Raw genomic sequence first — 26,367 nt, forward strand, 5'->3', positions numbered from 1 at the left:
CAAGAACTCATTATTCATTACGGGAATTATTGTCACCGGTTCTATAATGGTGGAGTAAACCATTAATTTCACCGCCAAGTAAAATTACCCATCCAGTTAAATAAAACCATAACATTAAAATAATGATACCACCGAGACCACCATATGTATTGGCGTAATTCGCAAACTTATCTACATAATAAGCAAATGAGTAAGACACCACAATCCATCCTACAGTAGCAAATAACGCCCCTGAAATAACTTCTCTTCTTTTTAACTTTCGATCTGGTGCAAATGTATATAAGAAACTAAACAAAGCAAATAGTACGAAGAAACTCGCTACTAATCGTGTAATGCTCCATACGAAAGAAAAACTATCTGATAAACCGAGTGCTTTAAACACTGCTGCTCCAATAACTTGTCCGAATACCGGAACAATTAACGCAAAGACAATCATAAAAATAATAGCTAATGTAAACACAATTGATAACGCTCTTGTTGTAATAAAAGAACGTGTTTCCTTTACGTCATAAGCGCGGTTAAAAGCATTCATAACTGCATTAACACCATTTGAGGCAAACCATAACATGGATAATAAACCAAATGATAATAAACCACCATTTTGCTGGTTTACAACTTTATCTACATTTACCTCAATTAAGTTCATTGCATCATCTGGTACATAAACCTCTAATAAACTAAGCACATCCTCTGTTTGAATGGGAATAAATCCAAGAAGCGTAATTAAGAAAACGAGCCCAGGAAAAATTGCAAGCAAGAAGAAATAAGCGAGCTGTGCTGCCAAGCCCGCTACATCATCGCGCATCGTCCGGTCATATAAATCTTTACCAAACGAATAAGTACGATTTCTTCTCACCTTTTCTAAAATTTTTCTCATATATGTTTAAACGCTTTTCTTCTCTTCTTTATCTTGCTTTAACTCAATGTACGCTTCAGTTTTTTTTTCCACTGCATTTGAGTCTTTTATAAATAATTCACGCGCTTCTTTCATACCACCATCTTCAGCAACTACTGGCTCTTCTTCTGCTTTCAGCTCATCTACCTTTGGAGATACAGCTTGAATTTCAATCGTTTCTGGCTTTTCTTCTGGCTCAACTTTTTTCTTACTAAAAATTTCTTTCGTTTCTTTTAACGTCTCTACAACAGATGGCGTTAATTTTTTAATTTCTGCTACTTTCGCTTTTACCACATTGAAATCAGCAAGTTCGCGTCCTTTATCTGTAACAGTTTGCACTTTTTCTTTGATCTTTGCATTTTCACCAATTTCAATCATCTTTGTTTTTGCTTTTTCTGCTGTATTTTTTACTTTTTCACGGTTTTCTTTCTTTAACATGGATACAGCTACACCTGCCGCTACACCAATCGCAATGTTTCGAGCAATATTATTTTTCTTTGCCATATTCCTTCACCCTTTCATTTCTTATGTTAGAAAGTATTTCTTTCTAAGCTTCCTCATATTCCTTGTTCATTTCGAATGAAAGCTAATAGCTTTGCACACCCTTCTGTTACAAGGTCATATACTTCTTGGAAATTCCCTGTATAGTAAGGGTCAGGAACGTCTGTCCAGCCACCGTCTGGAACAAAGTCGGACAGCCTACCAATATAGCCTCCTGTTTTACCTAAACTTTTTAAATCTGCTATATTCTTGTTGTCCATGGCAATAATATAATCAAACTTTGTTAAGTCTTCTTTTTCTACTTGCCTTGCTTTAATTCCTTCAAAAGTGACTGCATTTTCTTTTAAAATTTTTTGTGTTCCTTTATGTGGCGGATGGCCAACATGCCAATCTCCAGTTCCTGCAGAATCAATGACAATTTTCTCTTCAAGTCCCTCTTTTACGACAAGATTTCGAAAAATCGCTTCTGCCATCGGAGAACGGCAAATGTTCCCAAGACAAACAAACAATACTTGAACCATGTTTTTGTTTCTTCCCTTCTTGGTGCATTTCTTCATATATGCTTATAGTATAAACAACCAATTATGAAATATAAAGGAAATCCCTACTAATTTAATAGGATTGAAAAGATCCATTAACGAAAATGATAAAAAATGTTAAGATAGCCTTATGTTATTTTAAAGGGGGACACTTCGGTGGATTTATCCGTAAAGTCAGAAGAAAACGTTGAATACATGGTCGAAGCTATTAAAGAAAAATTACGTATGGTTAATGCTGGAGCGATGAGAGCTGCTAGTTTTAACGAAGAAATGTACGAAGATTTACGTGACATTTATGATCATGTTATGAAACGTGAAACATTCAGCATTAGTGAAATGCAAGCTATTACAGAAGAATTAGGTACATTAATTAAAAAGTAAAAAAGCCTCTCTTATTATGAGGCTCTTTTTTATTTCCAACAAATTCATGACAACTCTTCTCTTTCCCTCAACCAACTGTAAAATATTGTACAATAGAAGTAGAACCTCACCTTAGATTTTTTCTCCATACATACTACTCACAAATAATAGCAACACTACCATTGCTAACTGTTTTTACTGGAGGTGCTTACTTATGAGCAATTGGTACAGTAAGACGAAAGATCAAACATTGATTGACCTAGAAACAAACGAACAAAACGGTTTAACAGATGAGATTGTAAGTGAACGTTTAAAGCAATACGGTTCTAATGAATTAGCTACAAAACAAAAACGCACTTTATGGCAGCGTATTTTCGCCCAAATTAATGACGTCCTCGTATATGTCCTTATTATTGCTGCCCTTATTTCTGCCTTTGTAGGTGAATGGGCGGATGCCAGTATTATCGCGCTTGTTGTAGTTTTAAATGCTGTTATCGGTGTTGTCCAAGAATCGAAAGCAGAACAAGCTTTAGAGGCATTGAAAAAGATGGCAACACCTAAAGCTATCGTCAAGAGAAATGGTGAACTAAAAGAAATTCCATCTGAGCACGTCGTTCCAGGGGATATCGTTATGCTCGACGCCGGACGATATATCCCATGCGATTTACGCCTTATTGAAACCGCAAATTTAAAAGTTGAAGAATCTGCTCTAACTGGCGAATCTGTCCCTGTTGATAAAGATGCAATCTACCACCCTTCCATGCAAAGTGATGAGCAAGTACCACTCGGCGATCAAAAAAACATGGCATTTATGTCCACTCTTGTAACATACGGAAGAGGCGTCGGTGTTGCTGTTGAAACTGGAATGAACTCACAAATTGGTAAGATTGCTACCCTTTTACATGAAGCAGACGATGATATGACACCACTTCAAAAAAGCTTAGCACAAGTCGGAAAATATTTAGGCTTTGTCGCTGTAGCTATTTGTATAGTTATGTTCCTCATCGGTTTTTTACAAGGCCGGGATACGTTAGAAATGTTTATGACTGCTATTAGTTTAGCCGTTGCAGCTATTCCAGAAGGCTTGCCAGCTATCGTTTCCATCGTTCTTGCAATTGGTGTGCAACGTATGATTAAACAAAACGTTATCATTCGGAAACTACCAGCTGTTGAAGCCCTCGGTTCTGTCACAATTATTTGTTCAGACAAAACAGGTACGTTAACGCAAAATAAAATGACCGTTACTCACTTTTATAGTGATAACACATACGATCGCTTAGAAATTTTAAATGTAAATAATGATGCGCAACGTCTATTGTTAGAAAATATGGTGCTATGTAATGATGCTTCTTACACTAACGAATCACAAACGGGAGACCCGACTGAAATTGCACTTCTCGTTGCTGGAACCACTTTTAACATGCAAAAAGATCATTTAGAAAAAATACATGAACGTGTTAACGAAGTACCTTTCGATTCAGATCGTAAAATGATGTCAACCGTACATACATACGATGAAGGCTACTATAGCATGACGAAAGGCGCTATTGATAAGCTCTTACCTCGATGTACCCATATTTTTAAAAACGGCAAAATCGAGATTTTAACTGATTCTGATAAAAATCAAATATTAGAAGCTGCCGGAGCAATGTCTCAAGAAGCTTTAAGAGTACTTTCATTCGCATTTAAACAATACAATTCAAACAATGTGGATATAAACCATCTTGAAGAAAATCTTATCTTTATTGGTCTTGTCGGTATGATTGATCCACCACGAACTGAAGTGAAAGATTCAATTACAGAATGTAAAAAAGCCGGTATTCGCACAGTTATGATTACTGGTGACCATAAAGATACCGCCTTTGCAATTGCCAAAGAACTTGGCATTGCTGAAGAAATATCGGAAATTATGATTGGAACTGAATTAGATAACATTTCTGATACAGAACTAGCTAGCAAAATTAATCATTTAAATGTATTCGCTAGAGTCTCTCCAGAGCATAAAGTGAAAATTGTAAAGGCATTACGCGCGAAAGGAAATATCGTTTCTATGACTGGTGATGGCGTCAATGATGCACCATCTTTAAAGCAAGCCGATGTCGGCGTAGCGATGGGCATTACAGGAACAGACGTTGCAAAAGGGGCAGCGGATGTTGTGTTAACAGATGATAATTTTTCATCTATCGTGAAAGCTGTTGAAGAAGGTAGAAATATTTATCGCAACATAAAAAAATCAATTCTCTTCCTACTCTCTTGTAACTTCGGAGAAATTATCGCTTTATTTTTAGCAATTTTACTCGGCTGGGCAACACCACTACGACCTATTCATATTTTATGGGTGAATTTAATTACAGATACACTGCCTGCATTATCACTTGGGGTTGATCCTGAAGATCCAGATGTGATGAAGGAAAAACCACGACATGCAAAAGAAAGCTTATTTAGTGGCAGCGTTCCTTTCCTAATTTTCAATGGAGTTATCATTGGACTTTTAACGCTAATAGCTTTTATCGCCGGAGCAAAATTCTATACTGGAGATACAAATTTATTCCCTCTTTTCCCAGAGCGAATTGATGACGATGCTCTATTACACGCTCAAACGATGGCATTTGTCGTTCTTAGTTTTTCTCAGCTCGTTCATTCATTTAACTTGCGTTCAAGAACGAAATCAATTTTTTCAATTGGGATCTTTACAAATAAATATTTAGTTTTCTCCCTTCTTATCGGTGTTCTTATGCAAGTTTGTATCATCTCCATCCCGCCCCTTGCAAATATATTCGGTGTACATGCATTAACGATGCGAGATTGGGGATTTGTTCTCTTATTGAGTATCATTCCACTTATTGTGAATGAGATTATTAAATTAGTGAAGAGAAACTAAAAGGCAATGAGGAATATTCCTCATTGCCTTTTCATTTATCCTTGTAATTCTTTTTTGATATTCTCCGTTAATGTAGCCATACGCTTGCGGCTTTCTTCACGCTCACGTTTATTTTGTTCTTCAATTTGTTGTGTTTCTTGCATACCTCTTGAAATAATGTTCCAAGTTTCCTCAAGCGTTTCCATCTTAATACTAGAAGAACCTGATAATCTCGCTACTTCTACACTTTGCGTTGCGATATTTTGTGCATTTTTCTTAAGTAATTCATTTGTACGGCGATCAAGTTCAGCCATAGAATCTGCAACAAGCTTTTGACGTTTCGCATTTACTGCTTGAATGATACCATTTTTAAAGATAGGAATCGTTGTAATAAATGCTGTATTGATTTTACCAATTAATTTATTATTACCACGTTGAATCATGCGAATTTGCGGCGCTGTAAGTAGCGCAACCATACGCGCTTTTTCTAAATCATCAATACGTTGCTCTAAAATTTCAACCGAGTTTTTAAGCGACTCTAATTCAATACCTGCTAATTGATCATTATTACGCACGCGCTCTTCATACATCGGAACTAATTCTGTATTTAAACGCTCTAATAACATTTCTCCTGCTACTACGTACTTCTCTAAGTCTAAATAATATTTTAAGTTTTGCTCATACAAGCCATCTAACGTTCCAATTGATTTTTTCATCTCATCTTGGTACTTCGTAATTTCCACATAAACCTTATCAATTTCGCGGCCCATCGTTTGATATTTACTAAAGATTTGTTCTATCATTTTATCCGCTTTTTTGAACATGCGCGAGAAGAAACCACTTTTTTCTTCAGCAAAGTCTTTACTATCAAATCTGTCCATAATTTTACCAAGTTGCTTTAACAATTCACCAGAATCTTCTATCTTTGATAATGACATTGTATGTAAAATTTGATCAGCAAAACGTGAAATTTCCATAGAAGGTTCTTTTCCAAGTTCAATTAATTCCAATTGATCTTTAATATCTACTGCGTTATAAATACGTTGCACATCTGCATCTTGTCTAAGTTGCAAGCGAACATCTTGTGCGGTTTGCTCATTCAATTCAGTTTTCGAATCTAGTACGACTGGGTTATTCATATGGTATTCTCCCTTTCCTTATAAAAATGGACGAAATAGTCCTTTTATTGTTTGTGATAAATTTTTATAGGCTGATGAACCATGAAACTCAAGATCGAAATTAACTTCTTCAAGCCAATGGGAATCAAATGCTCCCGCTTCAACATATGGTTCAATATCGTTTCTGCCCGTGGGATTGAAATGGAATACATCTACTCCAATTTGATTTAAAAATAGTAATAAAACAGCGTCAGAACGAGTTAATTCTCCGCTCTTCTCATTATTAAATATAACAATTTTCGGTACATCTTGTGAATAATCAAATTTCTCAAGCTGTTCTAAAATATTGGGTGGTATTTGAGAAAGTTGTGCGAAAACATATAGCGCTACATCTTGTTTCGTCTCTTTCGCAATTGGTTTGCACATTTCACTTTCGCACGTATGGATAATCGCCTCTGCAATCCCATGTTGTAAACCTTCCGGTAAACGCTTATGCGGCCACCAATGGCTATTCATAATTAGATCAGGATGTAATTTTCCAGCTCGGTCCAATGCATCTCGATAATGATATTGGAAGTTTGCTTTTTGCTCTTTCGTAAACGGGAATGTATTAATTAATAAACTGTTATCAAATGATGTAACAGCCTTTAATCGTTGAAAATATTCTTTATCATTCTTTGAAACGCCTGATATTTTCGCAAATAAAGAAGGAATATAAATATGTTTATTTTCAACAAAGAATGTTGGACGTACAAATGCCTTTTCTTTCGTAATTAAAAAGAGTTCATCATATGTCGTTTTTAACGTACGTGCTACAGGTGTATACGAACGGAATTGCCACGGTTTATATAATAGTGAATTATCGTGGTGAAGTACTTGTTCAATTTCTTTCGAAGCTTGATACGCTACTGTTGCAACACGCTCGCGGCGGCGATCAGGGAATGGTTCAAGAGAAATGCGACCCGGATGGGACACAATAAAAGTTCTTCCCTCTTCATCAATATTTTCAAATCCATCTTTTCCTTCGGGGTGATAATAAAGCACATCACAACCGAGCATAATAAGAAAATATAAGAAATATATACGGCTTTCCTGTGCATCACCATACCAAATGATACGTGGCATCTGTTTCTTATAATTAATCGTAGAGAACCACTTCGCTACGTAATTTTCGCTTAGTTTAATTATGTCGATTAAGAAACGACGGAAGCCTTCTGTCTTTAACGACTGATTATGTTGTTTCTCATATAATTTCAATACTGCAATAAACGTCGTATGTATGTAATGCTGTAAATCAGGATTGTCTACTTTCGGTAAAAGTTGTTTCCCAGATAAGTGTGCAACTAGCCTATTTACTGTCAGACCATTTGGTGCTTCTTGATGTAATCCGAACACTTCTTGAATATGACGAAGCTTTTCCGAATCAATCACTTTGTTTAAATTTTGTTCGTGTAAAACTTCGATTCCTTTCGCTTCACTATAATCAAACAGTTCATTAAAATATTCATCTACATCATTAGGAACACCAAGGATTCGACATGCTATATAACTAAATTTCATCTCATTCTCTGTCAGCTCATATTGTGGGCGTTTTTCTAAAAGCGTTTCAAATTGCTTTAAATCTGATTCATCTTTTAATGCATATGGTTGAAGTGTAAAACGTGAAAACACAACAGTTCACCTCCAAAAACATTTACGTTTTTTCTAAGTCCTTCTTCTATTATAAACTATTTTTGGTTATAAAAAATGGGCGCTCGCAAAACGAGCAAACCCATTTCAATTATTTATTGTCTTCTTTAGTAGCTGCTACTTCTTCTTTAGCTTGTCCAGAATTCTTCATGTAGTGAAGTATAAATGTTGCTCCAAATGCTACAACTAAAATAATGAAGAACACTGTATGGCTTATTTCAATATGAATAACAGACAATAACATTTTTGCTGCAATAATTAAAATTAAAATATATGCTGTCGTTTCAAGTTCTGGAATACGCTCTAACAATTTTAAGAATACACCAGCGATACCACGCATCATTAAAATACCTAGCATTCCGCCTAATAGTAAAATCCAAACTTCATTAGATACACCAAATGCAGCAAGTACGCTATCTACAGAGAATGCGATATCCATTAATTCAACCATCGCAACTGTTCCCCAGAAGACACCGAACATTCTGAAGAGAATACTATTTTGGTTCATACCATGAGATTCCTCTTCTTCTGCATTACCTTTTCTTTTATCAATGAAGTATTTAACTGAAAGCCACGCTAAGTAAAGTGCACCTAACACTTTTACCCATGCTAATTTAATTAAGAACATCCCGATTCCAATCGCAATAAAGCGGAACACATAAGCTCCAATAAGTCCATAGAATAATGCTTTTTTACGTTTTTCTTCCGGAAGGTGTTTTACCATTACCGCTAACACAAGTGCGTTATCAGCAGATAACAACCCTTCAAGTACAACAAGTGTACCTATTAATCCCCAAGATACTGGATCTTGCAACACTTTAATCCACATGTCCAAGTCGAAAAACTGAGCATACGTATCAAGGATTCCTTGCAAAATACTCATCTTACCTTTATCCCCTATTCTTTGCTAGATTTATAGAAAGGTCAAAAAAAGGAAACGAATATCGTTTCCTTTCTATGCATCCAAGCCATACGCTCTTACAAGCGCACCTAAACCACCTTGGAATCCACTTCCTACTGCATTAAACTTCCACTGTCCATTATGACGGTATAATTCACAAAAGACAACTGCTGTTTCGATGGAGAAATCTTCCCCTAAATCAAAACGAAGAACTTCTTCATTCGTCTCTTCATTCGCTAAACGAACAAACGCATTTCCAACTTGCCCAAAGTTTTGACTACGGCCTTCTGCATCATAAATCGTAACTGTAATAGCAATTTTATGAACATCTGCTGGAACCTTCTTCAAATCTACAACAAGTTGCTCATCGTCGCCTTCGCCTTCGCCTGTACGGTTATCTCCTGTATGTAAAACAGATCCACAAGGAGACTGTAAATTATTATAGAAAATAAAATCAGTTTCCTTCGTACATTTTCCGTTTGCATCTAATAAAAAGGCAGATGCATCTAAATCGAAATCTGATCCACCGTCATAAGATTTAATATCCCATCCAAGACCAATTACTGCTTTTGTTAAACCAGGGCTTGTCTTACCTAAATCGATTTTCTGTCCTTTTTGTAATTGAATAACCATCTATATTCACCTCTATATTTTTATCTTTAAAAATATATCCATCGGTATACACGCCTTTCACCGATGGATATATAAATCAAATCTATTACTCTACATCTAAACCAAAATTATTACATAGAGACGCTAATCCACCTTGGAATCCACTTCCGATTGCATTGAATTTCCAGTCACCTGCATGACGATATAATTCACCTACTACTACGGCTGTTTCAATAGAGAAATCTTCTCCTAAATCGTAACGAATTAATTCTGCATTCTTTTCTTCATCTAAAATACGTACGAAAGAGTTAGAAACTTGTCCAAAGTTTTGGCTGCGTCCTTCTCCATCGTAAATCGTGATTGTGAAGCAAATACGTTCGATATGTGCAGGTACATTTTTCAAATCTACTTTAATCGATTCGTCATCGCCTTCACCTTCGCCAGTTCGGTTATCTCCTAAATGCTCTACAGCACCATTCGCACCTTTTGGGTTATTATAGAAGACGAAATCCTCTGCACCTGAAACTTTACCGTTAGCACCTACTAAGAAAATACTAACATCTAAATCGAAATCGTTTTGTCCATCATAACGATTCGTATCCCAACCAAGTCCTACAAGAACTTTTGAAAGACCTGGATTCGTTTTTGTTAAGTCTACCTTTTGTCCTTTTTTCAATGAAATTGATGCCATACACAATTCCTCCTCGGTTATTTTATTGATAACGTGATACAATCTCACTTAAGTTTTTATCTTGTGTTCCTTCTCCAACTGCTGAAAACTTCCATTCACTTCCGTGACGATACATTTCACCTGCAATTAGAGTCGTTTTGCCAGCGTAATTATCCGATAAATTATAGCGTGCTAATTCTTCACCAGTTTGCGGGTTTTGAATACGAATATATGCATTACGAATCATCCCGAAATCTTGACGACGATTTACACAGTCATAAATATTTACAACGAATACTAAACGATTAATACGGCTCGGAACTTTATGTAATTCTACGAAAATTGTTTCGTCATCACCAGCGCCTTCGCCTGTTAAATTATCTCCTGAATGAATAATACTACCACAAGTAGAAAGTTTATTTCCGAAGTAAACTAAATCATTTTTGTTTAAAAAACGATCTCCTTCTAACATAACAACAGATGCATCACAATCTACATTTGGTTTACTTCCAAATAATGAAGACAGAAATCCACCTGATTGCCCAATTGGATCCCAGCCTAAGCCAACCTGTAGTTTTGCTACTTTTGGTTGTCCTTTCGTTAAATCGATCTTTTGACCTTTTTCTAAAATAATAGGCATGAAGTTTCTCCCTTTCTACAAAGCATTTTCCAAATCGGAAAATATTGTATTCTTCTCTTATATTGTAGCATTATTTACCTAGCGATAAAAAGGATAAATTCTCAGTTATATGAAAACATTCATATAATTTACTTATGATGATGTAAGAAGTGGTAAATAGCACCAATCATTCCTGCACAATTACCGTTTTGTGCAAGTTCAATCTCACAATTATTATAAATCTCTTGATTTAAGTATTTACTGACCTCCTCTTTTACTTCTTTTAAAAACTCATTTCCTCTATCGGTAATTCCTCCACCAATAATAATCGTTTCTGGATTAAAAATATAAGCAAGATTACTAATTCCGATCGCCAAATGTTTAAAGAAGATCCCAACTGCTTGAGCAACTTCCCGATCTCCTTTATCATACAACTCGAAAATTCTTTTCCCATTCCACTCGCCTTTGCCTTTATATTTTCTTACAAGCCGAATTAATCCTGAAATCGAAGCAACCTCTTCAAACGTTTTTCCTTCTATTAACATATTCCCCCATTCACCAGCACTAAATGAATGTCCTCGGTACAATTCTCCATCTATAAAAATTGCTCCCCCAATTCCTGTTCCAAGGGTGAGCATAATAAAGTTCTCTTTCTCTCTTCCACTACCATTCCACTTTTCTCCAAACGCTGCACAATTCACATCATTGTCAATCGATACTGGTACTTTTAATATCTCTTGCAATCTATCAATAATAGGAATAGTACTATATCCCGGAATATGATCCGCACCTCCCGTCACAATTCCTTTATTAATATCAACAATTCCCGTAGTGCTAATACCAATTCCTGCAATAGTATGTTCATTCATTATTTTTTTGGATACATATATAAGTTTTTGAATAATTTGTTCTCCGCCTAAATGAATTTCTGTTGCAACTGTTTTACGCTTTAATACTCTCCCTATTTCTGAAACAATGCCACACTTAATTTGCGTACCGCCAATATCAAACGCTATGTACTCTTTCATCTACTGCCACTTCCTCTACCGTTATGAATGTAAATTCTCCGCCTCTACTATTTGTAGGAAATCTACATTAACTCTTTTCTGCTTTGACAAATACACCACCTTTTTCTATATATAGTTTTTTTTGCATAAAACTCTTTTTCCTAAGAAATATTACAAAGGGATGTATTTTAGATGGAATATTAATTTCTTAGGAGGAAAACCATGACGAAAATCTTCATTTTAGCATCAACACTCTCTTTATCTTTTTTTAGCGGTTTAAATATCGGTAATGCTGCAACTGAAAACTTCCATCCATTAACAAACGCTGTTGTACAAAATAGCGATCATTTTGCAGAAGGAAATTTAAAGGATAATAATAAACCTCCAGGAAATAACGGTTCTCAGGACGATAGTGGTTCTGGCGGCAGCGGCTCTGGCGGCAATGGTTCCGGCGGTAATGGTTCCGGCGGTAACGGTTCTGGTGGCAGTGGCTCTGGTGGCAATGGTTCCGGCGGTAACGGTTCTGGTGGTAGTGGCTCTGGCGGCAATGGTTCTGGTGGCAGTGGCTCTGGTGACAACGGTTCCGGCGGTAACGGTTCTGGTGGCAGTGGCTCTGGCGGCAATGGTTCCGGTGGTAACGGTTCTGGTGGCAGTGGCTCTGGCGGCAATGGTTCTGGTGGCAATGGCTCTGGTGACAATGGCTCTGGTGACAATGGTTCTGGCGGCAGTGGCTCTGGTGACAACGGTTCCGGCGGTAATGGTTCTGGTGGTAGCGGCTCTGGCGGCAATGGTTCCGGTGGTAATGGTTCCGGCGGTAACGGTTCTGGTGGCAATGGTTCCGGTGGTAACGGTTCTGGTGGCAATGGCTCTGGTGGCAATGGTTCCGGTGGTAACGGTTCTGGTGGCAATGGCTCTGGTGGCAATGGCTCTGGTGGCAATGGCTCTGGTGGCAATGGTTCTGGTGGCAACGGCTCTGGCGGCAGTGGCTCTGGTGGCAACGGCTCTGGCGGTAACGGTTCCGGTGGTAACGGTTCTGGTGGCAATGGTTCTGGCGGTAACGGTTCTGGTGGCAGTGGCTCTCACGGCGGTAATGGCTCTCAAGGTGGCAATCGTGTTAAAGGTAATAGCAGTTCTCAAGGGGGTAATGGCTCTCAAGGTGGCAATCGTGTTAAAGGCGATAGCAGTTCTCAAGGGGGTAATGGTTCTCAAGGTGGTAATGTAAAAGATAATACCAAAAAACAAGGTGATAAATTACCTAATACTGCAACGCATTACCCTATATCTATTTTAATGGGTCTTTCAACATTCCTCATTGGTATGTTACTGTTTATTCGTCGTAAAAACGTAAAATAAGAACAACATCCTTCCATCTAAAAAGTACATGAAATAATGTATAAAACTAAAAAGGGCTTTGGATTGCATTTTATTATGCAGCCCAAAGTCCTTTTTATCACCTATCAAAAGAGTATTAATACGCTTTTCCCCAATACACCATTTGTTTAGCTTCTTTACCACAACAAATACATTCTTCAGCTAAATGCTCTTGCTCAAAAGGCATACAACGTGAAGATACTCCCACCTCTTCTTTTAGTTTCTCTTCACAAGCCAATTCCCCGCACCACATTGCTTTAATAAAGCCTTGCTTTTCTTCAGCTACTTTTTTCATCTCTTCGAAATTTGTCACAGCATACGTATTCTCATCGCGAAATGCTTTTGCTTTATTAAATAAAGCAATATGAATTTCTTCAAGTAATGCTGGAATACGTTCTTCTAATTGATCCATTGGTACAAATTCTTTTTCCTTCGCATCTCTTCTTACAAGTACAACTTGATTCTTTTCAATATCTTTAGGACCAACTTCTAATCGAATTGGAATACCCTTCATTTCATACTCATTAAATTTCCAACCAGGCGTTTTATTACTAGCATCTATTTTTACTCGTGCAACCTTTTGAATATGTCCTTGTAACTCTGTTGCTTTTGCTAAAACTCCTTCTTTATGCTGAGCAATTGGTACAATAACAACTTGCACTGGAGCGACTTTTGGTGGCATTACAAGTCCATTATTATCGCTATGAACCATTATTAGCCCGCCTATCATTCTTGTTGATACACCCCAAGATGTTTGGTGCACATATTGCCATTTACCGTTACGATCTAAAAACTTAATATCAAATGCTTCTGAGAAATTCGTCCCAAAGTTATGAGAGGTTCCTGTTTGAAGCGCTTTTCCATCATGCATTAAACTTTCAATTGTATAAGTTGCCTTTGCTCCAGCAAACTTCTCTTTTTCTGTTTTTTGTCCTTTAATAACTGGTATCGCTAAATAATCCTCACAGAAAGAAGCATATAAGTTTAAAATATTTAATGTTTCAGCCTGCGATTCTTCTGCCGTTTCATGGATTGTATGACCCTCTTGCCATAAAAATTCAGTCGTACGAAGGAATGGTCTAGTTGTCTTCTCCCAACGAACTACTGAACACCACTGATTATATAACTTTGGCAAATCATTATAGGATTGCACAATTTTTGAAAAGTGCTCACAGAATAAAGTTTCAGATGTAGGACGTACACAAAGTCTTTCCGCTAACTTTTCATCCCCGCCATGTGTAACCCATGCTACTTCAGGAGCAAATCCTTCAACATGATCCTTCTCTTTTTGCAATAAACTCTCTGGGATAAACATTGGCATATATACATTTTCATGGCCAGTTTCTTTTAACTTCTCATCCATCACCTTCTGCATATTCTCCCATAAGGCATAACCATACGGACGTAAAATCATGCACCCTTTTACACTTGAATAATCAACAAGTTCGGCTTTTTTTACAATATCGGTATACCACTGCGCAAAGTCCTCTTCCATCTTCGTAATGGCTTGCACTTGTTCTTTTGCCATAGTCAGTCTTCCTCCTTCTAGAAAATACAAAAAAGCCCGCGTCCCTAAATAGGGACCGAGCTTTGCCGGCGTTACCACCCTGATTCATGCACAAAAATTGCGCATGCTCTCTTTTTGATAACGGGAAATTCCCGCTGCATATGCAGAACTCAAAGGCAGGTTCCATATTGCCTTTTTAAGAATCTTTCAGCCTGGCGGATTCTCTCTCTGCTAAAAAGGTTGAATATGTACTAGTCCTTTTTCATCGTTATAACGAAATAAATTTGTTGATTATCATAATACAAATTCTTTTTTAAAACAATAGCTAATTTTCTTATTATTATATATTCTTTTCATTTTTTACAGTTTTATACGTAGCTTTTTCGAGAAATTTTTACAAGTTGATGTGCAATCATACCAATAAGTGTACCTAGTAGAACGAAGAAACCAATAAATCCATATCCCATTCCTTCCCACCCACCAATAACCATCATGGTAACAGGAAATGATGCTAAGCAAAGAAGTATTACAATCAGTGCAAATATAATATCAAACTGTTTGTCTGGAAAACGTTTCTTTAGTAAATATGAAATAGCAAATACAAGGAGAATTGTGATGCCACCAATGATGTAAAATATACCGAATCCATCTAACCAGTCCATACTATTCCCTCCGTCCATAGATTCCCTTATACTTATTATATGTTTAATTTTTCTGAAAATAAACAATAAATTTTATTCAGAAACATATTTTTATTACTAGGTATTAATAGTAATATATAAGAATAGGTTTTATATAATTAGGAGGATTACTTTATGGATAAAGCATTAACGAATCGTGTCATTATTTTATCATTCGACTGTTTATCAGCTTTAGATTTTCCTATACTACAAAAACTACCTCATTTCCAATCTCTAATAAAAAAGGGCACGGTTGTCGAAAAAGTAGAACCAATTTATCCTTCTGTAACATATCCAAGCCACTCAACAATCGTAACCGGTAATTACCCTAACAAGCACGGTGTTGTTAGTAATACATTACTTCAACCAGGACGTGAATCACCTGATTGGCATTGGTACCGAAAATCGATAAAAGGAACAACATTGTATGATGAAGCGCGTAAAGCAAATTTAACGACAGCTGCCCTTCTATGGCCTGTTACTGGGAGAGCAAACATTGATTACAATTTACCAGAAATTTTCCCCAATAGACCTTGGCAAAATCAAGTGTTAGTTTCCTTATTTAGCGGTAGCCCACTATACCAATTAGATTTAAATCTTCGTTTCGGCCATATAAGAAATGGTTTATCACAACCAGAGCTGGATGATTTCGTCCTCGCCTCTGCTGTACACACCATTCAGACGAAAAAGCCTAATGTTATGTTCGTACATTTCACTGATTTAGACACGCAAAGACATTATCATGGCTTTGAATCTAACGAAACAATAGCTGCAATTCATAGACATGATGAGCGGCTCGGGAAAATTATTCAAACTTTAAAAGACAGTGACCTATACGAAGAGAGTACAATTATCGCTCTTGGTGACCATAGCGCTTTAAGTGAAAACAAAGCGATTCAATTAAATGTGCTATTCCAACAAAAAGGCCTCGTATCTATAAATAAAAAAGGGCTATTAGTAGATTGGAAGGCCTATTGTCAAAGTTGCGACGGGTCTGCCTATGTATATGTGAAAGACAAAAATGATACGGATACAATTCGAGAAGTACAACTACTCCTTGAAGAACTGCTGCAAAATAAACAGAATGGAATTGAATTTATACTTCATGATGAAGCTGCGAAAGACTGCGGTGCAGATGGTAATTGTTTATTTATGTTAGAAGCGCAAGAGGGGTATTATTTCACTGAAAACTATACAGGAGATTTTATAAAAGACATTACTGAAAAAGATGTTACGCCTAGTAAAAAATATACATTTGGTACGCATGGATACTCTCCAACAAAACCTAACTATGAAACAATTTTTATCGCTGCTGGAAAAGGAATAAAAACCGGCGTTACCGTCCCTTATATGAGACTTATTGATGAAGGTCCAACTATCGCTAGACTACTCGGTTTACACTTAGGCGAAACAGACGGATCAATTGTAGAGGATTTACTCCAATTGTAAAGAACTGTGTATATATGTAAAAGTTCTGTAAAAATCATCACTGTTTCTCTTTTTATAATTTTTATTTTTGTACACTGTTAGTAGAACAAATTTAAGGGGGAACACTATATGAAAAAAATGTCCAGACAAGAAAAAAGCTGGATATTATACGATTGGGCGAACTCGGTATATTCGCTCGTCATTACAACTGCATTATTTCCAATTTACTTTAAAGCAGCTGCAAAAGAAGCCGGGCTATCTGGTGCAACTTCAACAGCATATTGGGGATATGCAAACTCGTTCGCTACACTTTTAATTTCTATACTTGCTCCTATTCTCGGCACAGTTGCTGATTATAAAGGATTTAAAAAACGATTTTTCACATTCTTCTTTGGACTTGGTATCGTATTTACAAGTATGTTAGCAGTCGTTCCAACATCTCAGTGGTACTTATTATTAGGATGCTATATGCTCGCCTTAGTTGGTTTTGCTGGAGCCAACATTTTCTATGATGCATTTTTAGTAGATGTCACTTCTGAAGATAGAATGGATCGAATTTCTACAAGAGGTTTCGCTTTAGGCTATATTGGGAGTACTATTCCTTTTATCGGTTGTATCGCTCTTATTATTCTTGCTCAAAAAGGAACTATCCCTTTATCAGTTGGCATTGCTAGTCAAATTTCATTTGCGATAACTGCTCTTTGGTGGGGGTTATTTACAATTCCAATGCTTAAAAACGTAGAGCAAACACACTATATTGAGCGTCATCCAAGACCTATTAAAATGAGCTTCAAACGTCTTGCTGATACTTTTAAAAATATTAAAGAATATAAAACTGTATTTATGTTTCTAATTGCTTACTTTTTCTATATTGACGGAGTCGATACAATTATTACTATGTCTACAGCTTACGGAACCGACCTCGGTATCAGTGCAACGAATCTATTAATCATATTATTTGTAACACAAATTGTCGCTTGTCCATTTGCGTTACTATACGGAAAACTATCTGAAACATTTACTGGTAAAAAAATGTTATATGTCGGTATCATTATTTATATCATTATTTGCACATATGCTTATTTCTTAAAAACGACACTTGATTTTTGGATTTTAGCAATGTTAGTTGCTACATCTCAAGGTGGTATTCAAGCACTAAGTCGTTCATACTTTGCAAAACTAGTACCAAAAGAATCTGCTAATGAATTCTTCGGATTTTATAATATCTTTGGTAAGTTCGCCGCAATTATGGGCCCGGTATTAGTCGGTGTTACAACGCAATTAACAGGAAAAACAAACGCTGGTGTTCTTAGTATTATTGTATTGTTTATTATCGGTGGATTCTTACTCACTAGAGTTCCAGAAAATAATACATCCGTTACACCACCTAGTCCAAAGACTAAAACGCTATAAGAAAAGATCCTCTTCTCATAAGAAGAGGATCTTTTTTATTTTTAACGGTGCGCCTTATAATGAACGACCCTACTGCTTGTACAAAAATAATTTATCAACAGTTGTTCCTAATACTTCAGCTAAGCGGAATGCTAACGCTAAGCTTGGATCATATTTATTATTCTCAATTGCATTTATCGTTTGTCTAGAAACCTTGCATTTATCAGCTAATGCGCCTTGTGAAATATTATTTTCAGTGCGTAATTCATAGATTTGATTTTTCACACCATTGCTCCTAACCTGTAAAATCGTTTTTACAACATCAGTATATAATTGGCTCATATAGTTGTCAAAAGTTCCTCAAAGAAAAAGGGAGCAATTTTGCTCCCTTACAATAGTTATTTCGAAGCTAACGAATTTGTTAGTTCCTCTTTATTAGCGACAGCTTCTTTCTTTATTTGCATACGTAGAACTGGCCCTATCGCTAATAAAATAAGTGCCATCGCTATACAAAATACAGTAACTAGTGAAGTTAGTTCCTTTAATCCTCCAGCTAGTGAAGTTCCAATTAGCATTGCCCCCATAAACAGTGGTAAAATCGTCCCATTTACTCTTCCAACCATATTTTCTGGTACAAGTTGAATCATAAGCGTACCGACAACAATATTAACACAAGCTAAACAAATACCTGTTCCAAATCTCATGAAACTAGTAATCCAAAATGATGTAGATAGCCCTTCTACTAAAAATGATATCGCTAATATGCCCATACCGAATACAAACATCTTTTTCGGATTCACTTTTGAAGCGAAAATTGCAGCAACAATACCACCGATTAACATACCTATTCCATCAGCTGCTGCTAAATATTGAACAGCTTCTTTTTCCATGCCTAAACGTTCAATTACAAGAAACACCTCTAATGGAGTTGTTAATCCAACAGCTAAACCCATAATTGTAAAAGTGATCGTAATCATACGTAAATTTTTCGTGTAAAGAACGTATTTCCATCCTTCTTTTATATCATTTTTTAATGAATCTCTTGCCACTTGCTCTTTTTCAACCCATTTTGGTAAAAATGAAAGGGCGATAGCCGATAACAAAAATAGAATGATTAAACTATATAGTGATGTAAATAAGCCAAGTTGTGTATACACAATTGATCCTACAACTGGTCCAAAAATCATAAATAATGACTGTAATGTTTGGTTAAATGCAATCGCATTTGCTACCTGTTCTTCTTTTACATAGCGCTTAAATATACGCGAAGATGAGGGCTGAGAAAACTGACCTACAATCGCGGAAATGAGTGTTGCAAAAAATATAGCCTGCCAATAATCCAGCTTTAACAACAGGACAATTCCTATAATAGACAGTACACTCAACACATCTCCAGCGACCATTGTTCTTTTCGGATTCCAGCGATCTGCTAATGCACCACCAATGAACGAGAAAATAAAGATAGGTGCATACTCCATGACAGATAATAGAGACACTGAAACTGGATCATTATTTGTCCGCTCCATTATGAAATATAAAAGAGCCATATTTCTGATCCAAATTGCAAATTGTTGTAAAATATCAGATGCCATAACGAGCATAAATGCTCGGTTTTTAAATAAAGCGTTCACTTTCATTCCCCTTTCATAAACCGACCGTTCGGTCTAATTTGTTTTGTAAGAAAAGCAACTGACTTATTATTCAGCTGCCATTCCTTTTAACAATACATCTATTGCCTTTTTATAAATACGCTTCAACTCTTTATAATCTAACTCGTAGTAAAGTACTCCAAGCCCTGATAATAATCCGTTCACAATATACATAAGATCACGAGCATTATCTTCACGGAACTCTCCAGACTGTATACCTGCTTCAATTAATTTCTCAAACATAACATATGATTCTCTAGTTAAAGCTAACAATTCATCCAGAATCTCTTTACTTACAACTTGGCTCATAGAGAATTCCTCTATTGCATTTGAAATTGGTTGCTGTATGTCCTCTACATGATATTCCGCGAGACCATATAGTTTTTCAGTACTAGTACTATACAACTTCTCTTTTTCATTCCATTTTTCAACCCAATCATACGTATGCTGTTTCACTACAAATAAAAATAATTCTTCTTTACTTTTAAAGTGATAATAAATGCTTCCTTTACTTCGCTCTGTAATTTCACAAATCTCTTCCATAGATGTAGCTGCATAGCCCTTCTGTGAAAATAGACTTTCTGCTTTATATGCAATTTCTTTCTTTATCTCTTCTGCGCTTCTTCTCATATTCACACCTCTTTAAACCGACCGTTCAGTCTAATGATAACAAATCAAAAACCTCTATCGCAAGAAGATATATTCCTTATTTAAGAAAACGTACTTTCAAACCAAGTTCGAATCATATGTATCGTTCCAAATTTAAATGCTAATTTAACAAGAAATACGCCTCCCGCAGCTAATAAAAATAACACTACTTTCTCCTTATTTTTCACTTTCGGTTCCCTTTTCATTTCCATTCCCCTTAGTATATTAAAAATATTAATCAAACGTTTGTTTAACTGTGTTTATGCAATATGTAAGCCAACTAATCAAACGTTTGTTTAAAAAGAAATACGCCTATATAAGGCGCATTTTCATCAATCACCGCCACCACCGCTATCTCCCCCAAAAGACCCTCCACAATCATGTGAGCCGCCATCATGCGAGCTATCATTATCAGATCCAGCAAAGAAAAATAATGGTGATGAGCTGTTAGATGAATTATGAATGTTATTTTGTTTTGTAAGATTTACCTTCTTTTTGTTCGATCGAACTGCTGTTACGATTATTCCAACTACAACAAATAATAGTATGACAATAATAAATTCCATATAAAAGCCTCCCTTATTCCTCGAATAATTGAATGGTTCTCTCTAGATTTTCAAGTGAAATGAAGCGCGATTCTCGAAGGATCTCTTTTCCATTATAAAATAATAAAATTGTCGGTCCTGTAAATACGGCATATCGCCCCGCAATCTCTTGCATGTCTTGTAGTAATATCTCTATTTTCTCTACGTAATCATAATTCTCTAATACGCAATTTACTTTTCTTAGCATAACATCACAAACACCACAATTTTCCGTTTTAATAAACAGAAGTACCAATTGTTGTTCTTCGATATAGGTCGCTAATTCTTCTATCGTTTTAAATGTAGTCATCTTATCCCTCTTAGCGTAATTTACGAAATACTTTTTCTTGATACATACGAAAAGCTGAACTATCTTTAATCTTTCTCTTTTCCATTACCTGCTGAAAACGAAGCGTTTTTACTGTTAACTCTTCTCTTAATTTCTTTCTCTCTTCTTCATCATAACAGCAAGCAATTAGATCCTCTATTTTTAATATATCTTTTTGTAGTTCCATTTCTGGTGGAATCATTCCCGCATTTTTTAAAATTTTATAACTCATTCTAAGTTCTGGAGGTACCATTGAAAAATCTTCTAATTGTAGTGGTTTTCCTTTTCCCGGAAGATAATCAAGATCACCGTTCCGTATTGCTTTTCGAATTTTTTCTTCAGCAATGTTCAAAAACACATCCACACTATTCCCTCCTTTACATATTTTTACTATTATTTTACATGATATTTCCTTATCTTTCTACGTCTTTAATAATTGGCTCCATACAATTTTTTCTCAAATTTATTTATAATGAGCTATTTCCTCCCATACTGATCTTTCGTTTTCATATATAGTTTGTATTCAAGCCTTTTTGTATTGAGAAAGTCTTTTACAACTGAATAAAGCGTTTACACTAAATCTTACATTTGTTACGATTTAATCACCCCCAGCTCCCTTGTATAGACTTCGTGATGTCTGATCATTTTATCTAGACGTTTCATACGTCTAGATTCATTTTGATTTATTGGCGTATGCCTTTAAATATATCTTTTATTTTGAAAGGAGAAATGGCTATGAGGTCTCAAAAATTCACACTGCTATTACTATCTCTACTACTTTTCTTACCTCTTTTTCTCACAAATTTTATTACTCCAAATCTCGCATTAGCAGATTCACCAAAGCAAAATCAAAAAATTGTTGGGTACTTTCCTTCGTGGGGCGTTTACGGACGTAATTATCAAGTTGCTGACATTGATGCATCAAAACTTACTCACCTTAACTATGCTTTCGCGGATATTTGTTGGAATGGAAAACATGGAAACCCTTCTACTCATCCTGATAATCCAAATAAACAAACGTGGAACTGTAAAGAATCTGGTGTACCATTGCAAAATAAAGAGGTTCCTAATGGTACTCTCGTACTCGGGGAACCATGGGCTGATGTTACCAAATCGTATCCTGGCTCAGGTACAACTTGGGAAGATTGCGATAAATATGCCCGTTGCGGAAATTTCGGAGAACTAAAACGATTAAAAGCTAAATATCCTCACTTAAAAACAATTATTTCCGTTGGTGGCTGGACTTGGTCTAACCGCTTTTCTGATATGGCCGCTGATGAAAAAACAAGAAAAGTATTTGCTGAATCTACAGTAGCTTTTCTTCGCGCATATGGGTTTGATGGCGTAGATTTAGACTGGGAATATCCGGGCGTTGAAACGATTCCTGGTGGTAGTTATCGTCCTGAAGATAAACAAAATTTCACTCTCCTTCTTCAAGACGTCCGAAATGCTTTGAATAAAGCAGGTACTGAAGATGGCAAACAATATTTACTAACAATCGCTTCAGGTGCAAGCCAACGCTACGCTGATCATACAGAGCTAAAGAAAATTTCTCAAATACTCGATTGGATTAATATTATGACATATGATTTCCACGGCGGATGGGAAGCTACTTCTAATCATAATGCAGCTCTATATAAGGATCCAAATGACCCAGCAGCAAATACGAATTTTTACGTAGATGGTGCTATAAATGTTTATACAAATGAAGGTGTTCCAGTCGATAAACTAGTATTAGGCGTACCCTTTTACGGACGTGGCTGGAAAAGTTGTGGCAAAGAAAATAACGGACAATATCAACCTTGCAAACCAGGTAGCGATGGGAAACTTGCTTCTAAAGGTACTTGGGATGATTATTCTACCGGTGACACAGGTGTGTATGATTACGGTGATTTAGCAGCCAATTACGTTAATAAAAATGGTTTTGTACGCTACTGGAATGACACAGCTAAAGTACCTTACTTATATAATGCGACTACAGGCACATTTATTAGCTACGATGACAATGAATCTATGAAATATAAAACAGACTATATAAAGACGAAGGGTTTAAGTGGAGCAATGTTTTGGGAACTAAGCGGGGATTGCCGTACAAGTCCAAAATATAGTTGTAGTGGTCCAAAATTACTTGATACGCTAGTAAAAGAATTACTTGGTGGACCTATTAGTCAAAAAGATACTGAGCCACCAACGAATGTTAAAAATATTGTAGTTACGAATAAAAATTCAAACTCAGTTCAATTAAACTGGACTGCATCTACTGATAACGTAGGAGTTACGGAATATGAAATTACTGCTGGAGAAGAGAAATGGAGTACAACAACAAATAGCATTACAATTAAAAACTTAAAACCTAATACAGAATACACATTTTCAGTAATTGCCAAAGATGCTGCTGGAAATAAATCACAACCTACCGCTCTTACTGTCAAAACGGATGAAACTAATACGACACCTCCTGATGGAAATGGCACTGCTACATTTTCAGTCACTTCGAATTGGGGCAGCGGTTATAACTTCTCGATTATAATCAAAAATAATGGAACGACTCCTATTAAAAATTGGAAATTAGAATTTGATTATAGCGGCAATTTAACACAAGTTTGGGATTCTAAAATTAGTAGTAAAACAAATAATCATTATGTAATTACAAACGCAGGATGGAATGGCGAAATTCCTCCTGGTGGATCTATTACAATTGGTGGTGCAGGAACAGGTAATCCTGCCGAAATTTTAAATGCCGTCATTAGCGAAAACTAGACGTAATATCCATTAATTATTTCATTAAAGTTTGAATTTAGGTTCGAGCAAGACTTCCTAAATTCAAACTTTTAATTTTATGAAAAATCAAAAACATCATAATAACCTATTATAATTATATTTAGTTTCTAATATGAAGTTTATATGAAGTTCATTTGAATTTTACATGAATTTCCTTTAATTTCTATTGTCTTCCTATAATATCCACATTATCCTTTACATATAGGAATTATTTTCATTCCGTTTTGAACTATCTATATATATAAAGAAAGATAGTCACCTGTTAGGGAAAGGCTTTCGTATTATTATAAATATAACAAAAGAAAAAGCACGCTTATAAGCGCACCATAAGAGTGCTTCTTCATACAATTCTCATGTAAGAGTTCTCGAAAATCATGTTAATCACAAAGAAAAGGCATTAGCTCATAAAAGCTAATGCCTTTTCTTTATTCATATTGTTCAGCATTCCAATCTTCTATATTCCATACTTTTGTTATCCACGATTCATAGAAAGAAGGTTCATGTGAGACAATTAAAATCGTTCCTTTGTATTGTTGTAACGCTTCCTGTAAAGCCATCTTAGTTTCTACATCCAAATGATTAGTCGGTTCGTCTAAAATTAAAACATTGCTTTTCGTTACGATAAGTTCACATAAACGCACTTTCGTTTGCTCTCCACCGCTTAATAAACGAATAGGTTTTAATACGTGTTCTTCTTTCAATCCACACTTCGCTAATGCTTGGCGCGCTTCTTTCTTTGTCATATCTGGTCGTTGTGCCCAAACTTTCTCTAATGGTGTTATTTCTGAAGCAAACTCTTCCTGTGCAAAATAAGCAGGATTTACTCGGTCCCCAACAAAAATCGAACCGCTTAGCGGCTTTATTTGACCTAATAACGTTTTTAATATTGTCGTTTTTCCAATACCATTCTGACCAACAATAGCTATCTTTTCTCCTTTTTTCACTTGTAAATTCAAGTCTGGAAATAACGGCTCACTATAACCCACTCTTAGTTTCTCAGCCTGTAATATACGACTTACTGGTTCATTATAAACAGTAAAAGCAAAACAGGACTGAGGTACATTATTTACCTTTTCAACCCTTCGCATTTTCTCCAATACTTTCTCTCGACTTTTTGCCTGTTTTGCTTTTCGAATTTTATTTTTTTGAATAAATGTTTCTAACTGAGCAATTTCTTTTTGTTGTTTCACATACGCCGATTGTAATTGTTTCCTTTGCACTTGATAACTTTGTAAAAACTTTTCATAATCCCCTACATATCGCTTAACTTTTCGTTCTTCTAGATGGTAAATGACATTCGTAATATTGTTCAAAAACACTTCGTCATGCGAAATGATAATATAAGCTTTTTCATACAACTTCAAGTACGATTGCAACCATTCTATATGTGCTGTATCTAAATAGTTCGTTGGTTCATCTAGCAATAAAACATCAGCTTTTTCTAGAAGAAGCTTTCCTAGTAATAACTTTGTCCGCTGTCCTCCACTTAACTTTGAAACATCCTTTTCCAATCCTATTTCAAACAGCCCTAAACCAATTGCTACTTCTTCAATTTCTGTATGAATTTGATAGAAATTAGAGTTTTCCAATATAGTTTGTAACTCTCCATACCTTACTAACAATTTTTCTACTTCTACTGCCTCAGTCATCTCTTTTGCAATTTTTAACATTTCGTATTCAATTGCATACAAGTTAGAAAATGCACTTTGCAAGTATCTTTCAATTGTTATCCCTTCTTGTAAATCTATATGCTGCTGCAAAAATCCAACCTTCACATGTGGAAACCATTCAATGTTCCCATCATCATGTATAAGTTCTCCTGTTAAAATTCTTAGCAGTGTTGATTTTCCAATCCCATTTTTCCCTACTAACCCAACATGCTCCCCCTTTAATAATCGAAAGCACGCATTATATAAGATGGTTTTCTCACCATACGAATGACTTAAATTTTCTACTGTTAATATACTCATTTTTTTCTCTCCTTTACTTATCGTCCATAAGCTAAATAGAGAGACCAACAGTATGAAGCCTTATTTAATTATGCATATAAAAATGGGTAAGGTGAATACACCTTACCCATTACATATTATCGTAAAAAAGGATTAAGGTTCTTTACCTGCTGTCTTCAATTTAGCTTAATCTTAAAAAATGGGCAGACTTCTCCCATATCAAGCTAAAACCATTTGAAGAACAGTTGATAAAGTCATTTTATCCTTTCACTCCTTTAA

At 35.9% G+C, this 26,367-nt stretch carries 26 protein-coding genes and 1 other annotated feature; of the genes, 6 read left to right on the forward strand and 20 right to left on the reverse strand.

Features of this window, described 5'->3' with window-relative positions:
• Positions 1 to 10 precede the first annotated feature (10 nt).
• From MRP26_RS23505 to MRP26_RS23515, 3 genes are read right to left on the reverse strand one after another with little or no spacing between them, the layout of a single operon-like run.
• Positions 11 to 877 carry a YihY/virulence factor BrkB family protein gene (locus tag MRP26_RS23505; RefSeq protein WP_001226536.1) on the reverse strand — a complete coding sequence of 289 codons (867 nt, stop codon included), beginning with the start codon at positions 875 to 877 and terminating at the stop codon, positions 11 to 13.
• Positions 878 to 883: 6 nt separating this feature from the next.
• Entirely contained in the window at positions 884 to 1,399 is a 516-nt protein-coding gene (locus tag MRP26_RS23510) for a DUF4075 domain-containing protein (RefSeq protein WP_001085387.1), read from the reverse strand.
• Between the two features lie 53 nt (positions 1,400 to 1,452).
• Complete coding sequence (locus MRP26_RS23515) at positions 1,453 to 1,917, reverse strand: low molecular weight protein-tyrosine-phosphatase (RefSeq protein ID WP_000250916.1); 465 nt, start codon at positions 1,915 to 1,917, stop codon at positions 1,453 to 1,455.
• 174 nt (positions 1,918 to 2,091) lie between these two features.
• Between MRP26_RS23515 and MRP26_RS23520 the strand changes: the two genes are divergently transcribed.
• Together MRP26_RS23520 and MRP26_RS23525 are read left to right on the forward strand one after the other, a co-directional pair.
• The gene (locus MRP26_RS23520; RefSeq protein ID WP_000366196.1) at positions 2,092 to 2,316 is read left to right on the forward strand and encodes a DUF1128 domain-containing protein; all 225 of its coding nucleotides are present in this window, start codon (positions 2,092 to 2,094) and stop codon (positions 2,314 to 2,316) included.
• A 193-nt stretch (positions 2,317 to 2,509) separates the two neighbouring features.
• On the forward strand, positions 2,510 to 5,176 hold the full coding sequence (locus MRP26_RS23525; RefSeq protein ID WP_197241083.1) for a cation-translocating P-type ATPase: 2,667 nt from the start codon (positions 2,510 to 2,512) through the stop codon (positions 5,174 to 5,176).
• Between the two features lie 35 nt (positions 5,177 to 5,211).
• On the opposite strand, the gene MRP26_RS23530 is transcribed toward MRP26_RS23525, so the two are convergent.
• The 7 genes from MRP26_RS23530 to MRP26_RS23560 all read right to left on the reverse strand — a co-directional run bounded on the left by MRP26_RS23530 (position 5,212) and on the right by MRP26_RS23560 (position 11,792).
• The gene (locus MRP26_RS23530) at positions 5,212 to 6,294 is read right to left on the reverse strand and encodes a toxic anion resistance protein (RefSeq protein ID WP_001064413.1); all 1,083 of its coding nucleotides are present in this window, start codon (positions 6,292 to 6,294) and stop codon (positions 5,212 to 5,214) included.
• 18 nt (positions 6,295 to 6,312) lie between these two features.
• Positions 6,313 to 7,944 carry a YceG family protein gene (locus tag MRP26_RS23535; RefSeq protein WP_242807000.1) on the reverse strand — a complete coding sequence of 544 codons (1,632 nt, stop codon included), beginning with the start codon at positions 7,942 to 7,944 and terminating at the stop codon, positions 6,313 to 6,315.
• Between the two features lie 109 nt (positions 7,945 to 8,053).
• Complete coding sequence (locus MRP26_RS23540) at positions 8,054 to 8,845, reverse strand: TerC family protein (protein WP_023520991.1); 792 nt, start codon at positions 8,843 to 8,845, stop codon at positions 8,054 to 8,056.
• 72 nt (positions 8,846 to 8,917) lie between these two features.
• Positions 8,918 to 9,496: a TerD family protein gene (locus MRP26_RS23545; protein ID WP_000236649.1), complete on the reverse strand. Its 579-nt coding sequence runs from the start codon at positions 9,494 to 9,496 to the stop codon at positions 8,918 to 8,920.
• Positions 9,497 to 9,581: 85 nt separating this feature from the next.
• Positions 9,582 to 10,166 (reverse strand): TerD family protein, encoded by a 585-nt coding sequence (locus MRP26_RS23550; protein ID WP_000146729.1) that lies wholly within the window; start codon positions 10,164 to 10,166, stop codon positions 9,582 to 9,584.
• Positions 10,167 to 10,188: 22 nt separating this feature from the next.
• On the reverse strand, positions 10,189 to 10,785 hold the full coding sequence (locus MRP26_RS23555) for a TerD family protein (RefSeq protein WP_001121586.1): 597 nt from the start codon (positions 10,783 to 10,785) through the stop codon (positions 10,189 to 10,191).
• A 128-nt stretch (positions 10,786 to 10,913) separates the two neighbouring features.
• Positions 10,914 to 11,792: an ROK family protein gene (locus MRP26_RS23560; RefSeq protein WP_089170354.1), complete on the reverse strand. Its 879-nt coding sequence runs from the start codon at positions 11,790 to 11,792 to the stop codon at positions 10,914 to 10,916.
• Positions 11,793 to 11,993: 201 nt separating this feature from the next.
• Here MRP26_RS23560 and MRP26_RS23565 point away from each other — a divergent pair, with 201 nt between their 5' ends.
• On the forward strand, positions 11,994 to 13,124 hold the full coding sequence (locus tag MRP26_RS23565; protein WP_242807002.1) for a cell wall anchor protein: 1,131 nt from the start codon (positions 11,994 to 11,996) through the stop codon (positions 13,122 to 13,124).
• Between the two features lie 115 nt (positions 13,125 to 13,239).
• On the opposite strand, the gene proS is transcribed toward MRP26_RS23565, so the two are convergent.
• On the reverse strand, positions 13,240 to 14,670 hold the full coding sequence (proS, locus tag MRP26_RS23570; protein ID WP_053565341.1) for a proline--tRNA ligase: 1,431 nt from the start codon (positions 14,668 to 14,670) through the stop codon (positions 13,240 to 13,242).
• Between the two features lie 47 nt (positions 14,671 to 14,717).
• Positions 14,718 to 14,924 (reverse strand) — a binding site (T-box leader).
• A 93-nt stretch (positions 14,925 to 15,017) separates the two neighbouring features.
• The gene (locus tag MRP26_RS23575) at positions 15,018 to 15,311 is read right to left on the reverse strand and encodes a YesK-like family protein (protein ID WP_000383860.1); all 294 of its coding nucleotides are present in this window, start codon (positions 15,309 to 15,311) and stop codon (positions 15,018 to 15,020) included.
• A 153-nt stretch (positions 15,312 to 15,464) separates the two neighbouring features.
• Between MRP26_RS23575 and MRP26_RS23580 the strand changes: the two genes are divergently transcribed.
• Together MRP26_RS23580 and MRP26_RS23585 are read left to right on the forward strand one after the other, a co-directional pair.
• A complete protein-coding gene (locus MRP26_RS23580; RefSeq protein ID WP_053565342.1) occupies positions 15,465 to 16,778 on the forward strand; it encodes an alkaline phosphatase family protein in 1,314 nt (437 codons plus the stop codon).
• 108 nt (positions 16,779 to 16,886) lie between these two features.
• Complete coding sequence (locus MRP26_RS23585; protein WP_000738820.1) at positions 16,887 to 18,170, forward strand: MFS transporter; 1,284 nt, start codon at positions 16,887 to 16,889, stop codon at positions 18,168 to 18,170.
• Positions 18,171 to 18,239: 69 nt separating this feature from the next.
• Here the strand turns inward: MRP26_RS23585 and MRP26_RS23590 are convergent, their stop codons facing one another.
• The 7 genes from MRP26_RS23590 to MRP26_RS23620 form a co-directional block, all read right to left on the reverse strand.
• Positions 18,240 to 18,491 carry a helix-turn-helix transcriptional regulator gene (locus tag MRP26_RS23590; RefSeq protein WP_002023181.1) on the reverse strand — a complete coding sequence of 84 codons (252 nt, stop codon included), beginning with the start codon at positions 18,489 to 18,491 and terminating at the stop codon, positions 18,240 to 18,242.
• 56 nt (positions 18,492 to 18,547) lie between these two features.
• Positions 18,548 to 19,780 (reverse strand): MFS transporter, encoded by a 1,233-nt coding sequence (locus tag MRP26_RS23595; RefSeq protein WP_069354904.1) that lies wholly within the window; start codon positions 19,778 to 19,780, stop codon positions 18,548 to 18,550.
• A 66-nt stretch (positions 19,781 to 19,846) separates the two neighbouring features.
• Positions 19,847 to 20,428 carry a TetR/AcrR family transcriptional regulator gene (locus MRP26_RS23600; RefSeq protein ID WP_001254447.1) on the reverse strand — a complete coding sequence of 194 codons (582 nt, stop codon included), beginning with the start codon at positions 20,426 to 20,428 and terminating at the stop codon, positions 19,847 to 19,849.
• A gap of 80 nt (positions 20,429 to 20,508) precedes the next feature.
• On the reverse strand, positions 20,509 to 20,652 hold the full coding sequence (locus MRP26_RS23605; protein ID WP_069354903.1) for a histidine kinase: 144 nt from the start codon (positions 20,650 to 20,652) through the stop codon (positions 20,509 to 20,511).
• Positions 20,653 to 20,778: 126 nt separating this feature from the next.
• Entirely contained in the window at positions 20,779 to 21,012 is a 234-nt protein-coding gene (locus MRP26_RS23610) for a hypothetical protein (protein ID WP_098680013.1), read from the reverse strand.
• A 13-nt stretch (positions 21,013 to 21,025) separates the two neighbouring features.
• Positions 21,026 to 21,340 carry a thioredoxin family protein gene (locus tag MRP26_RS23615; protein WP_064532164.1) on the reverse strand — a complete coding sequence of 105 codons (315 nt, stop codon included), beginning with the start codon at positions 21,338 to 21,340 and terminating at the stop codon, positions 21,026 to 21,028.
• 10 nt (positions 21,341 to 21,350) lie between these two features.
• Positions 21,351 to 21,722, reverse strand: coding sequence for a DnaJ family domain-containing protein (locus MRP26_RS23620; protein WP_017657409.1), 372 nt, complete (start codon positions 21,720 to 21,722; stop codon positions 21,351 to 21,353).
• Positions 21,723 to 22,093: 371 nt separating this feature from the next.
• Here MRP26_RS23620 and MRP26_RS23625 point away from each other — a divergent pair, with 371 nt between their 5' ends.
• Positions 22,094 to 24,118: a glycosyl hydrolase family 18 protein gene (locus MRP26_RS23625; RefSeq protein ID WP_064532162.1), complete on the forward strand. Its 2,025-nt coding sequence runs from the start codon at positions 22,094 to 22,096 to the stop codon at positions 24,116 to 24,118.
• Positions 24,119 to 24,564: 446 nt separating this feature from the next.
• On the opposite strand, the gene MRP26_RS23630 is transcribed toward MRP26_RS23625, so the two are convergent.
• On the reverse strand, positions 24,565 to 26,109 hold the full coding sequence (locus MRP26_RS23630; protein ID WP_098680014.1) for an ABC-F family ATP-binding cassette domain-containing protein: 1,545 nt from the start codon (positions 26,107 to 26,109) through the stop codon (positions 24,565 to 24,567).
• Between the last annotated feature and the right edge of the window lie 258 nt (positions 26,110 to 26,367).

Origin of the sequence: Bacillus sp. CCB-MMP212 (genome assembly GCF_022748145.1) — a bacterium.
Taxonomy (GTDB): Bacteria; Bacillota; Bacilli; order Bacillales; family Bacillaceae_G; genus Bacillus_A; species Bacillus_A cereus.

What these genes read in the sequence shown, in the direction of transcription:
- MRP26_RS23505 (WP_001226536.1), bottom strand. Translation starts at nt 877, where the DNA reads ATGAGAAAAATTTTAGAAAAGGTGAGAAGAAATCGTACTTATTCGTTT.
- MRP26_RS23510 (WP_001085387.1), bottom strand. Translation starts at nt 1,399, where the DNA reads ATGGCAAAGAAAAATAATATTGCTCGAAACATTGCGATTGGTGTAGCG.
- MRP26_RS23515 (WP_000250916.1), bottom strand. Translation starts at nt 1,917, where the DNA reads ATGGTTCAAGTATTGTTTGTTTGTCTTGGGAACATTTGCCGTTCTCCG.
- MRP26_RS23525 (WP_197241083.1), top strand. Translation starts at nt 2,510, where the DNA reads ATGAGCAATTGGTACAGTAAGACGAAAGATCAAACATTGATTGACCTA.
- MRP26_RS23530 (WP_001064413.1), bottom strand. Translation starts at nt 6,294, where the DNA reads ATGAATAACCCAGTCGTACTAGATTCGAAAACTGAATTGAATGAGCAA.
- MRP26_RS23540 (WP_023520991.1), bottom strand. Translation starts at nt 8,845, where the DNA reads ATGAGTATTTTGCAAGGAATCCTTGATACGTATGCTCAGTTTTTCGAC.
- MRP26_RS23545 (WP_000236649.1), bottom strand. Translation starts at nt 9,496, where the DNA reads ATGGTTATTCAATTACAAAAAGGACAGAAAATCGATTTAGGTAAGACA.
- MRP26_RS23550 (WP_000146729.1), bottom strand. Translation starts at nt 10,166, where the DNA reads ATGGCATCAATTTCATTGAAAAAAGGACAAAAGGTAGACTTAACAAAA.
- MRP26_RS23555 (WP_001121586.1), bottom strand. Translation starts at nt 10,785, where the DNA reads ATGCCTATTATTTTAGAAAAAGGTCAAAAGATCGATTTAACGAAAGGA.
- MRP26_RS23560 (WP_089170354.1), bottom strand. Translation starts at nt 11,792, where the DNA reads ATGAAAGAGTACATAGCGTTTGATATTGGCGGTACGCAAATTAAGTGT.
- MRP26_RS23565 (WP_242807002.1), top strand. Translation starts at nt 11,994, where the DNA reads ATGACGAAAATCTTCATTTTAGCATCAACACTCTCTTTATCTTTTTTT.
- proS (WP_053565341.1), bottom strand. Translation starts at nt 14,670, where the DNA reads ATGGCAAAAGAACAAGTGCAAGCCATTACGAAGATGGAAGAGGACTTT.
- MRP26_RS23575 (WP_000383860.1), bottom strand. Translation starts at nt 15,311, where the DNA reads ATGGACTGGTTAGATGGATTCGGTATATTTTACATCATTGGTGGCATC.
- MRP26_RS23580 (WP_053565342.1), top strand. Translation starts at nt 15,465, where the DNA reads ATGGATAAAGCATTAACGAATCGTGTCATTATTTTATCATTCGACTGT.
- MRP26_RS23585 (WP_000738820.1), top strand. Translation starts at nt 16,887, where the DNA reads ATGAAAAAAATGTCCAGACAAGAAAAAAGCTGGATATTATACGATTGG.
- MRP26_RS23590 (WP_002023181.1), bottom strand. Translation starts at nt 18,491, where the DNA reads ATGAGCCAATTATATACTGATGTTGTAAAAACGATTTTACAGGTTAGG.
- MRP26_RS23600 (WP_001254447.1), bottom strand. Translation starts at nt 20,428, where the DNA reads ATGAGAAGAAGCGCAGAAGAGATAAAGAAAGAAATTGCATATAAAGCA.
- MRP26_RS23605 (WP_069354903.1), bottom strand. Translation starts at nt 20,652, where the DNA reads ATGAAAAGGGAACCGAAAGTGAAAAATAAGGAGAAAGTAGTGTTATTT.
- MRP26_RS23610 (WP_098680013.1), bottom strand. Translation starts at nt 21,012, where the DNA reads ATGGAATTTATTATTGTCATACTATTATTTGTTGTAGTTGGAATAATC.
- MRP26_RS23615 (WP_064532164.1), bottom strand. Translation starts at nt 21,340, where the DNA reads ATGACTACATTTAAAACGATAGAAGAATTAGCGACCTATATCGAAGAA.
- MRP26_RS23625 (WP_064532162.1), top strand. Translation starts at nt 22,094, where the DNA reads ATGAGGTCTCAAAAATTCACACTGCTATTACTATCTCTACTACTTTTC.
- MRP26_RS23630 (WP_098680014.1), bottom strand. Translation starts at nt 26,109, where the DNA reads ATGAGTATATTAACAGTAGAAAATTTAAGTCATTCGTATGGTGAGAAA.